The organism is Alistipes sp. D31t1_170403_E11 (assembly GCF_015553985.1).
Classification (GTDB): Bacteria; Bacteroidota; Bacteroidia; order Bacteroidales; family Rikenellaceae; genus Alistipes; species Alistipes montrealensis.
The window spans coordinates 43094-54651 of sequence record NZ_JADNHQ010000009.1 but is presented as its reverse complement, the minus strand read 5'-3'; the positions used below and the strand labels follow the sequence as shown (position 1 = coordinate 54651).

The window sequence follows — 11558 nt, the reverse complement described above, 5'->3', positions numbered from 1 at the left end:
GGGATTCAGTTGTACGGTCATTTCGTATAACTCGTTTTCGAGAGAAATTGCTGGATACGCGACGTCAGGGACGCGAAGTTCGGAACGTTGATGGCCGGCATGGTTCCCATGAGCGTCGGGGTGGTGATCTGCGAGCACTCAGTAAGGAAGTCGAGCATGAGCTGCGCAAGCTCGTTGCCCAGCACCAGGGGTTCGGTGGCCTGCTCGTCCCCGAGCGATACCTTGCCGTCCGCGACCGTCACGGCGGTCTTGTTCACCTGCTGGGTGATCTTCTCCGCCGTATGGCTTACAGTGGCTTTATCGATATGCTGCGTGATCTCATCGGCTGAGATCGCCCACGAGGTCTCCTTGTCCCGGTCGTTTCTCACCACCGAGCGTATCCCCGTGGCCGTATGCACGGTCGAGGAGGCGTTGCCCGTAGCCGCCAGATGGTCGTAGTCGGGAGAAGACTCGTTCGTGGGGTCTATCTCCTCGGTCTGCGTGACCTCGATCGACACCTCGCGGTGAGCCCAAAGACGGATGATATCGGCATGGGAGTAACCCACGATATAGGCGTGGCGCGTGGCGGCATCCAGCAGCATCGTGACCTCCGAGAAAAGCGTCGGGATGATCAGGAAGCCCCCGTCGTTATTCCGCGCGGCGGCCGGCAGCACCCCTTTGTGTATCAGGGGTTCCGAGGAAGACGTCTCGTCGGGGTATTCACCCACATCGACCGTGCCGCCGTAGGTTTCAAACTCCTCGTCTGCGGGATCGGAATGCACCTTGGCCACATAACCGTGGATCAAGCGGGCCGTGCCCACGCCCGACAATCCGCCCGGAGCCATGTCGATGCGTTCCAACGAACGCCCCAGGGCGATCTTGCGGATCGCCTCACGGATAAGGTGTTGATTATTATGATAGGTCGACTGCTTGTCCTCCATCGTTTCTCTTTGTTAAGAATAGTCCTCCCGGATGATTCGGTATATAATCCCTATGTTATTTGAATAGTTCTGATTTTTTTATTAAGTTTGATTAACAAACAGTTTAACCCAATGATAGACGAGATACTAAGCGCTACTTATCCCAAAATCGATGATACGACCAAACCCATTCTTTTGATCGGGATTGGTTTTGCTGGCTGTAATATGCTCAGGCGTATCAGAGATAAATACGGAGAAGGGAATGCACAATTCTGTTATATTAGTTCGGATGCGAGTAATATCTCCGCCCTTAGAGCTATCAAGGGTGAAAAAATTCTCATAGGTGTTGGAAAACACAAAATCGCAACCCCCGACGATATAAAGCATATTGTTGAAGCCGAACATATCAATCGTATTACCGCATCTCTTCAGAAAATTCATCGTGAGTCCCAAGCTCAGGTAGCCATCATATACGCAGGATTCGGAGGTAAAACAGGTACGGGGGTTACTCCCGTGGTGGGAAGGATCCTAAACAATATGCAGATGACTGCTTTCTGCGTTGTGACGGTACCTTTTTCATTTGAGGGCACTCAGAGAATGCAGGTAGCCGATGCAGGGATAAAAGCTCTTCATCAGATTGATGGATTAAATACCTTTGTTCTTCACAACAATATGCTGATTGATAAGAATAAAGGCGGTATATCGATAAATGACGCTTTTTCGTTGTCCGATGATTTTTGTGTACTTCCCTATGAGTTTATCGAAGGACTGTTTATCCAAGAACGCGATTTGGTCAATGTGGATTTTCAGGACGTGCGACGCTGCTTGAGAAATTCTGCAACCTCTTTCTTTACCTATGGACGCGGGGCAGGAGAAAATCGAATTTCGGAGGCACTCGACGAAATCGTTAATTCCCCCTACCTGTATGGGATTGATTATGATGATATTTCAAGCATATTGATACAAATAAGCAGTTGTTCAGCAGAAAATTTACTGTATTCGGAAGTCGTTGATGCTCTTCAGAAAATTCAATCTCACTTCTCTAAGGATAATGGAAGAGTAGATTTATTATGGGGCACGCTTGAAGATAAGGAGCTAAATGATGATATTGTCATAAAGGCTGTCATTGGATGCAAGTCCAATCATGAAATATCGTATTTTACTGCACCAAGTGAATATTTAGTAGAAAGAAGTGTCCCCTTCGATCTGGAGTTACACGTCTCGCGGCTGAAAAATGACTATCCAGGTAAAAAAATAGCTTTTATCATTATGAGGTTTGGGACCGGTAAAGCATACGACTCGATCGTAGCATCCATCCGCAAAGTATTGGAGCCTTATGATATAGTCGCTTTGCGTGCCGATGATAAAGAATATCACGATGATTTATTCCCCAATATACTGACTTATATCTACGCTTGCGATTTCGGTATCGCAATCTACGAAAATATCATCGATAACAAACACAACCCCAACGTGGCGCTCGAAGTGGGTATCATGTTCGGGCTGGGCAAGAAAGTGTGTCTGCTCAAACAAAGAGGTACGGAAATGTATTCCGACATAACAGGTAAATTATACAAGGAATTCGACATCCAGGATATTGAGGAAACGATTACAAGCAGCCTGAATAAATGGGTGAAAGATAAGAAGCTATACGAATAGCTCCGGGTGTCATGCGTTGCTGCTCGATGCTACACGATACGGGATGGTAATTTTCTGCCTGTACCCGTTTACCCCGAATGTCGTTGTAACCTGCTCGACGATGTACACGCCGTTCTTCGAGGGGTTGCGGTCATCGATAAGTTCGACCTGCACGGCCGTCGTAAGCGCCAGATCACCGAAAAGTGTGAGGCTCCCGGTAATCCCGTTCTGGTTGTAATTACGGAAATATTCGATGGTCTCCTCCACCAGTTTGTCCGAGTCGATACGCATATTGGGAGATATATAGGGCACCACGGTATAGGTCGAGAGATCGACCTTGGTCTTGGTCGCGGCGCCCTTGGCTGTGGTGTTGCCCGTCACCTTATGCGTCTTGCGGGATATCTGCGTGGCATTCACGACCTGAAACTCACGGCTCGCCTTATTGGCCGGGTCGTATTCGGGGTTCAGGCGCACGGTAACCTCGAAAAATTTCTCATCAGTCCCCAGAGCCTTGCCCGTCACGGCCAGAAACTGGGGGTTGGTTTTCAGGATTTTCAGGTCGCAGTGTGCGACGTTGTAGTTGAAATAAACCTTATAGGGCATCGCCACGGCCCGATCCTCGGGAAAGACCGGCTGCCCCTTGCTCGAGGAGTAGGGCCGCCCGATGGCGATCGTAGGCATCGCGGAGGGATTCTCGGCGTCGTACTTGAGGAAGCAGTAGACCTTGTACTTCGACCACTCCGAAAGAATATCCGCGACGGTAAAGTTGTCGGTGATCTTGAGCATGCCGATGCGGATGTCGAACCGCTTTGTATCGGAGTGTATCTCAAACCCGGTATCTTTCAGAAGGCCGTACTTCTCACCCAGAATGTCTTTGACGCTCACCCCGCTTGCGGGGGTCTCGAACTTCGGAGCCTGCCGCAGCTTGAGCTTGTGGGCCATGTTCTCGCATTCGATTTCGAAGAGGCTGTCCGAGTTGTAAGCCGTGATGTAACCGTCGAACATATTCTTCATCACGCCATTGTATCCCAGTTTGATATTGATGCGCTGCTCAACCTTGATGACATGCTGATCGAGTACCCCCTGTGAGGTGCGTTTCTCGATGAGCGCACCGCTTTGCATCACCTCGGCCGTGAGGCGCGAGGCGTCCTTACCCTCGACGGTCGCAGCCCCCAGGATGGTGCTGCGGAAGAGCGTGCCCCGCGGAAAGCGGAGCTTAGCCGTGCCGATAAGGTTTTTGTAGGATTCGTGTATCTCCAACTCTTGCACCTCGCGGATTTCGAGGGCCCGCAGGATGTTCATGGGGTTTGCCGGGTCTTCGTCGCCGATGGTTATACGGCAGCAGAGCACATCCAGAGGACTCAGAGCCATTGCTGCGTAAGGGTCAGGAGCGTGGTGGGATCCAGGACCTTCGTGCCGTAGTTGACGTACTTGATCCACTTGTTGGTATGCTTGATCGCCTTATCGACCTTCTCGCGGTCGGCATGTTTCACCTCCACGGCTTCGGAGGGCTCCACGGCCACGCACTGCAGCGTGTAGGGCTGGATGTTGCGGCACACGGGCGCCGTGAGGGCATAGCTCTGGACGATGAGCCGTGTGATGTTGAACTGCCGCAGGATGGTGTTGTCGCATTCCAGGATACCCCGATACTGCATCAGCTTGAGGAATTTCGAGACCTCGGTCTCCGGGTAGACATCGGGGTATTTGGAGGTGATCTTGCCCTGGACGCTGATTTCCAGATCCCCGCCCGAGATGAGCTCCTTGCGGGAGTAGTCCCGGCCTTCGACTGTGGTGAGCAGGATGTTGTTCTTGCTCGAAACCTGCACCTGGGGCTGCAGGTCCACGAACTCCTGCGCTCCGTACAGCATGTTGGCCTGCATCATCCCCCTCTTGTTGTCGTAGTAGAGACCGAAGACATCGATGCGCAGACGCAGGTAGTCTTCGACGATGCGCCCGACGATCGTATCCGTGTAGTGTGCCTGTGCCGCCACGGCTTTTTGCTTCTGTATCAGCTGGTAGTACTGTCCGCTCTTGTTTGCCAGGCTCGTCTGGGACTGGGTTTCGAGGTATTTGTCGCGGTTGCGCTGCTCCCAGTAGCGGATGTAGCGGGGATAGGAGCGCAGAAGCCCATAGGCGGTCTGTGAGGGTATCTGCACCAGAGCCCGCTTGAGCAGGTTGCCGTTCTTGGCAAAGTAGCCCACCTGGCCGTCCTGCAGCTGTGCCAGGCCCAGCCCCAGGGCACGGCGTGTTGCGTCCGTGAGGTAGCCGCTCAGCGTGCCGCTGCCGATAATGCCGCCGCTCAGAAGCGTCGAGAGAGCGATGTTGAATAATCCCATAAGCGAGTGTTTAGGCGTTCCACGAGGCGTCGAAGTCGTGAACCACGTCGATGAGCGCCTGGGCGAGTTGTTCTTTGAGATTCCGTATCTCGGCCGTCTGAGCCTCGGGGGATCTCATCAGGTCGATGGTCTTGACGTTCATCAGGTTCTCGATATTGACGATCACCTGCTTGGGTGCTGCCGAGGAGAGCTTGCCCGTGCCAGAATAGTTGCCGCCGGCGCATCCGTCATCCACGCCGGTCACGGTGATGCCGTTGGCATCGAAGGGTCGCTCGGCCGCCGAGTCCGGCTCATTGGAGAACATACTGAGGTCGAAGCCCGCACGTTGCAGGATGTTCTGGGCAATCTCGGCCGAGCCGCCGAAGGTCTCACGCAGCGATTTTACAATATTGAGAAGGGCCAGGTGCGCCAGCTTGCGGTTGGCGATGCGCTCTTCGCGGTCCTCATCGGTGGCATTCGCACCCAGGGGCCGTTGGTACCACTGTCCCTGCTTATCCTGGACATAGCCCCATTTTCCCAGGTTCCCGAAATCCAGACCTCCCTCCCGCAGCGCCTCCAGGGCACTCTGGGGCGTGGCGATGGCTTTGCTGTACGCCCCGGCTGCCGTGACGATCTGGGGCAGGATATTCTCGTTCGTGTACAACGCATAGTCGTACGTCTGCGCGGCCTTCGCCGCCGGAAGATCCTCGACGCCGGGGACGTAGATCGTCCTATCGCCCTCGCGGCGGAAGAGCGTCCTGTCCAGGTCCGTGTCCGTGAATCCGAACTCCTCCTTGATCGTGCGCATGAAGGCATTGACTTCTGTGAGGGTCTTCATGCCTCCGAGCTGGGCATAGGCGGCGTTGATCTTCTCCTGGCCGTGTTTCTCGGCCAGCGTGATCAGCGCTGCCCGCAGGTCGTCCTGCCGCGCATCTTCAACCGTATAACTGGGCGGCGTATAAAAGCCCGTGCGGGCCCCGTGCGACAGGGAGCTTCCTTCATACAAGGTAGCTTTCAGCCAGTTCTTCGTGTAGGCCCCGATCGTCTGTCCCGACTCCTCCTGAATGGACTTTCCCCCGACGACATCCTCCACAGCCCGCTTGGTCTTGGTCGCCATCTCGTAGGTATTGCGCAGCGAGGCATACAGGGCTTCGATCGAGGGATAGCGATACTTACGGTTGGCCTCGATCTCTTCCAGCACGGCCTCCTTGGCCTGCTTGACCTTCCACATCTTATAAGCCACCCACCCGAGGATTCCGACAAGGCCGGCGATAGCCCCCGTCGCCGCGATAGCTCCCGTACCCAGGGCACTCAGGGAGGCTGCGGCACCGACCATGCCGTTACCCGTTGCGACCTGGGAGGCGAAGAGCGCCGGGAAGGCTCCCCGTCCCAGCACCATCGAAGCGTTGCCCACGCCCGCAGCAAGCAGCGCCTGGCCCATGGCTCCCCGGCCTGCGACACCCATGCCGCGCATGGCCGTAACCAAAGCCCGCTTGTTGGCGAAGGATAGAACGGCCGCACCGCCCTTCATCCCCGCCAGGCCACTCAGCAGCTGCATGGTGGAGCTGGCGACGGATTGCTTGCCCAAAAAACCTATGGCTACGCCGATGTTGGTGATCGCACCGGCCAGCTTGAAGAGCTTCGTGGCGACGACCCCCGTGAAGAGCAGGGGTTCGATCCAGCTGAAGTTGCGCGTGAACCATGTGGCCAGGTTGCCCAGCACGCCCAGCAGGTCCAGCAAGGTTTGGCCTATCGAGGCGATGCCGCGGGCGAACTCCGGGGCTTTGAATTTCTCGAGCAGCCGCTTGAGGGTGCTGCGGATCATCGGCTCCACGAGTTCGTAGCCCTGCATGAAGCCCTCGGTGAACTGCGAGGTGACCTGCGCCCACAGCCCCTTGGTCGTACGCTGCTTGGCCTGGGCAAGCTCCGAGGAGATGCCATAGGAGTTACGGTTCTGCACCGTGAACCGCCGCAGCTTCTCCGCGTTCTCCATGAACATCATGGCCGCATTGCCGCCGTACTTGCTGAAGATGGCCTGCATGTCGCCCAGCGTAGCGCCTTTTTCCTTCATCTGCTCGAAGATGTCGGCCAGGGGCCGCAGCTTCTCGACCTGCCGCCCCTCGATATCCACCATGTGGGTGAACTGCACGCCGAGCTTATTCAGGATCTTGCGGGCTTCGCGCGTGGGCTTGGCAAAGCGTGCCGCCATGGCACGCAGCGACGTGCCCGCCATGGTGCCCTTGACCCCCATATTGCCCAGCAGTCCGATCGCAGCGGCGCTCTCCGAGAACTCCACGCCCGCCATGCGCAGGTAACCCGCGGCCATCTTGTACGACTCGGCCATCTCGAGGATGTTGACATTCGAGCGCGAGACCGTCGAGGAGAGGATGTCGGCAACAGAGTTCATGCTGGCGCTTTGTATATTGTAGCCGGTCTGGATGTTGGTCACCAGGTCGGCGATCTGCGCCACGTCGTTGTCGCCGATAAGCGCCAGGTTCGTAATGGGGCCTATCGTGTTGTTGATCGTCTCGATATCCAGACCGGCCATGGCCAGATACTTCGTAGCCCCGGCGATTTCGACGGCGGTATATTTCGTGTCCACGCCGATCTTGCGGACATGACGCGCCATCTGCTCGAAGCGGCTCTCGAAGGTCGCCAGGTTCCCGTCCGCGACCCGCAAAATCGAATGCGCCGACTCCATGATGTTGGCGTAGTCCACAGCTTTCTGCAGCTCCGACCTGATGGCCCCGTAGAGCATGTAGCCGCTGAACATGTACGCCATGGGAAGGTTACGCCACGAGGGAGCTTTGGCATATTGAAGACGGTTGATGGCCGCGCGTCGCTGAGCCCCATAGATGCCGTCGTTGACGAGTCCCTGACGTCGCGTAGCGCGGGCTACGGCGGCCGCCGCCAGCGCCTGGCGCCGTTCCTGCTCTTTTTGCTGCCGCACCTGCTCCGCCAAGGAGCGTTTCTGTGCCTCGGCCTGCGCCTTCATCAGGGCCTGACGCTCGCGCTCCGCGCGCCGCATGTCGGCCATCTGTTGCTGCTGGACAAGACGCCGTGCCCGCTCCTGTGCGGCAAAGGCGGCTTTCTGTCTGTGCAGTGCGGCCGTCGTGTAGAGCTTCTCCTGCAGACGTCGGTTCACATCCTGCGGAAGAACAAAGGAACGCCCTGGACCGAAGATATACGGGGCCTTGACAGCACCCGTGGAAGCCACCGCACCGGCGGCGGGAACCACCGTCCCCATCCCGAGCGGGATGTTCGCGGCACGCTTTATCGCCCCGAGTTGCGCGAGGACGCCATTCAGCCGTGCTGTCGCCTCCTCGGTCTGCACCGTGAGGCGGTATCCGCGTTCGAGGCTTGTCAGCGCACCTCGCACCTTACCTACGGAGTGCGTGATACGCCGCTGCATATCCAGCGTCGACGACACGGCTTCCGCGGCCGTCTTTTTCTGGGCATCCGCCGTGAGAGCCGCAACATTGCGCCGGACCTTGGCTTTCAGGGTGCTGCTTTTGAGCGGCTCCCCGGGGTTGACAACCACATGAATGCCTTGCGCGAGCTCCCGGATCTCCCCGAGCATACGCTTGACGGTCTCCAGCTTCTCGACGCTGGCAGATGTGTCAAGGCTGAATTTATAGTTGAAATCCCGCTTGCGGCCGGTTTTCTCCGAGCGGAAGATCTTGTCAACGGCCGCAAGGGTGCTTTTCAGTTTTGTCGCCAACGGCGTGAGGTCCGTCTGCGACGCCCGCATCAGCCGCTCGACGGCATCCGCGAAGTGGCCGACCTGCTTGGCGCCCTCCGTGGCTTCGACATCTATGACGTAACTGACCCTGAAATCCTTCTCCGGCATCTTAGGCTAACTCTTTTCATTAAGAATAGCCTTTTATGGCACCATGGGGTTGACTCCGCGAGCCCGGCGCAACAGAGACGCGGGACCGCATATTACAGCGGTCCCGCGTGCGGAAGATGCTGAGCAAGGCTTGTAATCTGCATCTGCTGGTGCAGCCACAGAGCCTCCTCGGAGAGCATGGCGAACTCTTCGTCGGAGAGCACATCCAGGTTGACGCCGGGGAAGTAGTGACGGATGTAGATGGTGCGTTGTCGTATGCGCTGCTCATCCGTGACCACCCACCGGCCGATCAGTTTACCAGTGCGCTCTGGCGTGTGGAGATGACCTCCGAAAGCTGGGCCATAAGCCCGAAGAGGAACAGCGAGTCGTCGTCCACGAGTTCTCGGTCGCCCTCGACGAAGCAGTCCTTGGCCAGCGTACGCATGGCCGTAACCTCGTCCTTTTTGGACGCGGCCATGAATTTGGAGAACTGCGGGAAGGTCGGCTCCGCGAGGTAGGCGACATAGAGCGCCTTCTCGTCGCACGTCTCATCTCCGAAGACTACCATCGGGAAAATCTTACGCAGCTTCTTCTCTGCCTTCAACTTAGCGGCTTTCGCCTTGATCTCGGTCTCCTGCTGGAGCGTGAGGGTTCGTGTTTCCATATCGATTAGTTGTCGAAAGCAAATAGAGGATTCCGGAAATAAAAGATTAAAATTCTATACAAGTCAGTAAAGTATTATTTGTACTATAAATTGCGTATTATCGGAATTTATAGTAACTTTCGTGTCAGTGGGCAAGACTCGCTAAGCATGCACTCAGTATAAAAAACTTTAATAAATATCCTCATGAAAAGACTGACCTTTTTATTGATTTGTGCGGCATTTTTAAGCTGCTTCACACGCATTAATGCTCAGGAAACCATAACCGGGGATGTTGTCATAGCTAATTCCGGCGTAGGCGTGGGTTTGGAAGCCCAATTGTCCGAAGGCACGATGGGCCGGTTTTCATTTAATGGCTCGGATCTTTCGCTGGAAATCAATCAAAACCTTTATGAATCGGTCCAGGTATCCGCAGGATTGGGCTTTCGTCCGGATGGCGAATCATGTTTTTATGTCTCGTTCAGTGATGGACTTGACAAAGGATTGATTGAGGTGGAAGGAACGGATAATTATTCCGGCGAATCTTTGATTGTTAAAAACGTGAATTTCGGCACCAAAATAGAATTCTGCCCCAGATGGGTAATGAATACAGCCACAATCTTCACACCGTCTATTGGGGGCTATCAACGTATGGCTGCCCGCCCCCGTGCTCATACACGATCTATCCCCCGGTTGATTTGGGAATCTCACGTGAAACCAAGTGTTTCTTATGAAGAGGATATGGAGAAAACACTGGTATTACATGATAAATCTTCCGAAGTCATTGAAGCATACTGCATTGATAGTGATAAGAAAATCCCGATGGCGGGGTTAGCTATGAAATACGACAAAACGTCGGCAGAATTGGATGAACTGTTTTCTTTATTACCTGAAACACAGTCTTCCTCGTTAAAGGCTGATCTGGTTCAAGATGCTATTTATCAATATATCGATATTTTGGAATTAGAAGCTTCAGATATTTTAATGGTTGGGTACGTATTTCCTGCGTATTTTATAATGTTACGAGGAGGAGTGCTATATTTTATATACAATCGAGAATGCGCAGAGAAAGATGCAATGGATTCCTTGTGTGGTTTAGGGTTAATGTACACTATTAAGATCGAATCATATACTGTGTATAGTTATACGGCTGCGGCCTTTACGCCTCTGACGAAAAACGGAATTTGTTTATCGTCCATTCTTCCAAACCTCGCAAAAAACGAATTGTTGATTTACGACAACCAAGATAGAACGGAGGAGGAACGGCAGCTAATAAATTTATTTACAAACAATTTGGAATATGAAAGAAGTTTAAGCAATTATAAAATTTATACCGGCTTGAACAATGACTTTTTTGACAATATTATGGGAAATATCACGCAAGAAATTATGCAGAACCTCATAGGACAATAAGTTAATTATTAACGTTATAAGGGCCGATAAATGCAGCCCTTATTCTGTAAACGGTGCTTCTGGAGCGGAAGGGTTGAAATCCTTAAAGAATATCGCCCGAGCTTATGTAACCTTTTAGGATATGTAACCTTTTCCGGGTAAGCCATTGGTTTTCAAAAATGCTTATCTGAAAAAGGTTACATAATATTTGGCTAACTTGCATTGGAAGGCAGCAACTTCGCTGCCTTTTTTATTGCTTTAGCCTATGAAAACAGTTTACAAAACCTACGAAAAACTAACCCTTGCCGCCTCACAGTATCTTCGAGGGCTGGAGAGGTCGGAGAGTTCGACAATCAGAATATGCCTTTGGACTTGGGGGAATTTCCAATATCGGATCAAGGTTCAAGGTTGCTTAAATGTATATGGAAGAAAACGGACTTCTTAACGACTGGACGAATGAACACCCCCTTTTCGACAACGGCCAGGGTGATAAACTCTCAAGGAAATCAATAGCCGCCATCGTCAAAAAGTATGCGGTGAAGGCTCGCTGTGTGAATCCGGCGATTATCCCGGAGGGCATTAGTCCTCACTCTATGCGTCACTCCAAAGCCATGATGTTGCAGGATACCGGTATTAATCTGGTTTACATCCGCGACTTCCTCGGTCACTCATCCGTAACTACGACAGAGATATATGCTCGGATAGGTACAAGGCAGAAGTTAGAGGCTATTGAGAAAACTGCATTGTCCCCGGAGCCTGGGTCATTACCGATCTGGCAACGCAACAGAGGGCTGCTTGAAATGCTGGAGAACCCTCGGGATGTAGTTTTTAATTATTATCTTTAA

9 protein-coding genes are annotated in these 11558 nt (G+C 53.6%); 3 read left to right on the top strand and 6 right to left on the bottom strand.

The features are described 5' to 3' along the window. Positions 1 to 17: 17 nt before the first annotated feature. Positions 18 to 920, bottom strand: a complete 903-nt coding sequence (locus I2E69_RS13855; protein ID WP_195461821.1) for a hypothetical protein — start codon at positions 918 to 920, stop codon at positions 18 to 20. A gap of 111 nt (positions 921 to 1031) precedes the next feature. On the opposite strand from I2E69_RS13855, the gene I2E69_RS13850 reads away from it, so the two are divergent. Then, on the top strand, positions 1032 to 2558 hold the full coding sequence (locus I2E69_RS13850) for a hypothetical protein (RefSeq protein ID WP_195461820.1): 1527 nt from the start codon (positions 1032 to 1034) through the stop codon (positions 2556 to 2558). A gap of 9 nt (positions 2559 to 2567) precedes the next feature. On the opposite strand, the gene I2E69_RS13845 is transcribed toward I2E69_RS13850, so the two are convergent. From I2E69_RS13845 to I2E69_RS13825, 5 genes are all read right to left on the bottom strand, one after another. Continuing rightward, positions 2568 to 3908: a hypothetical protein gene (locus I2E69_RS13845; RefSeq protein WP_195461819.1), complete on the bottom strand. Its 1341-nt coding sequence runs from the start codon at positions 3906 to 3908 to the stop codon at positions 2568 to 2570. Beyond that, positions 3899 to 4873, bottom strand: coding sequence for a DUF6046 domain-containing protein (locus tag I2E69_RS13840; RefSeq protein WP_195461818.1), 975 nt, complete (start codon positions 4871 to 4873; stop codon positions 3899 to 3901). The genes I2E69_RS13845 and I2E69_RS13840 overlap by 10 nt, the downstream gene beginning before the upstream one ends. Before the next feature lie 10 nt (positions 4874 to 4883). Continuing rightward, the gene (locus I2E69_RS13835; protein ID WP_195461817.1) at positions 4884 to 8702 is read right to left on the bottom strand and encodes a phage tail tape measure protein; all 3819 of its coding nucleotides are present in this window, start codon (positions 8700 to 8702) and stop codon (positions 4884 to 4886) included. 92 nt (positions 8703 to 8794) lie between these two features. Then, positions 8795 to 8980 carry a hypothetical protein gene (locus tag I2E69_RS13830; RefSeq protein ID WP_195461816.1) on the bottom strand — a complete coding sequence of 62 codons (186 nt, stop codon included), beginning with the start codon at positions 8978 to 8980 and terminating at the stop codon, positions 8795 to 8797. Between the two features lie 11 nt (positions 8981 to 8991). After that, a complete protein-coding gene (locus I2E69_RS13825) occupies positions 8992 to 9345 on the bottom strand; it encodes a hypothetical protein (protein ID WP_195461815.1) in 354 nt (117 codons plus the stop codon). Between the two features lie 183 nt (positions 9346 to 9528). On the opposite strand from I2E69_RS13825, the gene I2E69_RS13820 reads away from it, so the two are divergent. Both I2E69_RS13820 and I2E69_RS13815 read left to right on the top strand, forming a co-directional pair. Next, positions 9529 to 10734, top strand: a complete 1206-nt coding sequence (locus I2E69_RS13820) for a hypothetical protein (RefSeq protein WP_195461814.1) — start codon at positions 9529 to 9531, stop codon at positions 10732 to 10734. Between the two features lie 401 nt (positions 10735 to 11135). After that, positions 11136 to 11558, top strand: a complete 423-nt coding sequence (locus I2E69_RS13815; RefSeq protein WP_195461813.1) for a tyrosine-type recombinase/integrase — start codon at positions 11136 to 11138, stop codon at positions 11556 to 11558.

Coding starts and splice junctions, on each gene's coding strand:
- I2E69_RS13855 (WP_195461821.1), bottom strand. CDS start 920: ATGGAGGACAAGCAGTCGACCTATCATAATAATCAACACCTTATCCGT.
- I2E69_RS13850 (WP_195461820.1), top strand. CDS start 1,032: ATGATAGACGAGATACTAAGCGCTACTTATCCCAAAATCGATGATACG.
- I2E69_RS13845 (WP_195461819.1), bottom strand. CDS start 3,908: ATGGCTCTGAGTCCTCTGGATGTGCTCTGCTGCCGTATAACCATCGGC.
- I2E69_RS13840 (WP_195461818.1), bottom strand. CDS start 4,873: ATGGGATTATTCAACATCGCTCTCTCGACGCTTCTGAGCGGCGGCATT.
- I2E69_RS13835 (WP_195461817.1), bottom strand. CDS start 8,702: ATGCCGGAGAAGGATTTCAGGGTCAGTTACGTCATAGATGTCGAAGCC.
- I2E69_RS13825 (WP_195461815.1), bottom strand. CDS start 9,345: ATGGAAACACGAACCCTCACGCTCCAGCAGGAGACCGAGATCAAGGCG.
- I2E69_RS13820 (WP_195461814.1), top strand. CDS start 9,529: ATGAAAAGACTGACCTTTTTATTGATTTGTGCGGCATTTTTAAGCTGC.
- I2E69_RS13815 (WP_195461813.1), top strand. CDS start 11,136: ATGGAAGAAAACGGACTTCTTAACGACTGGACGAATGAACACCCCCTT.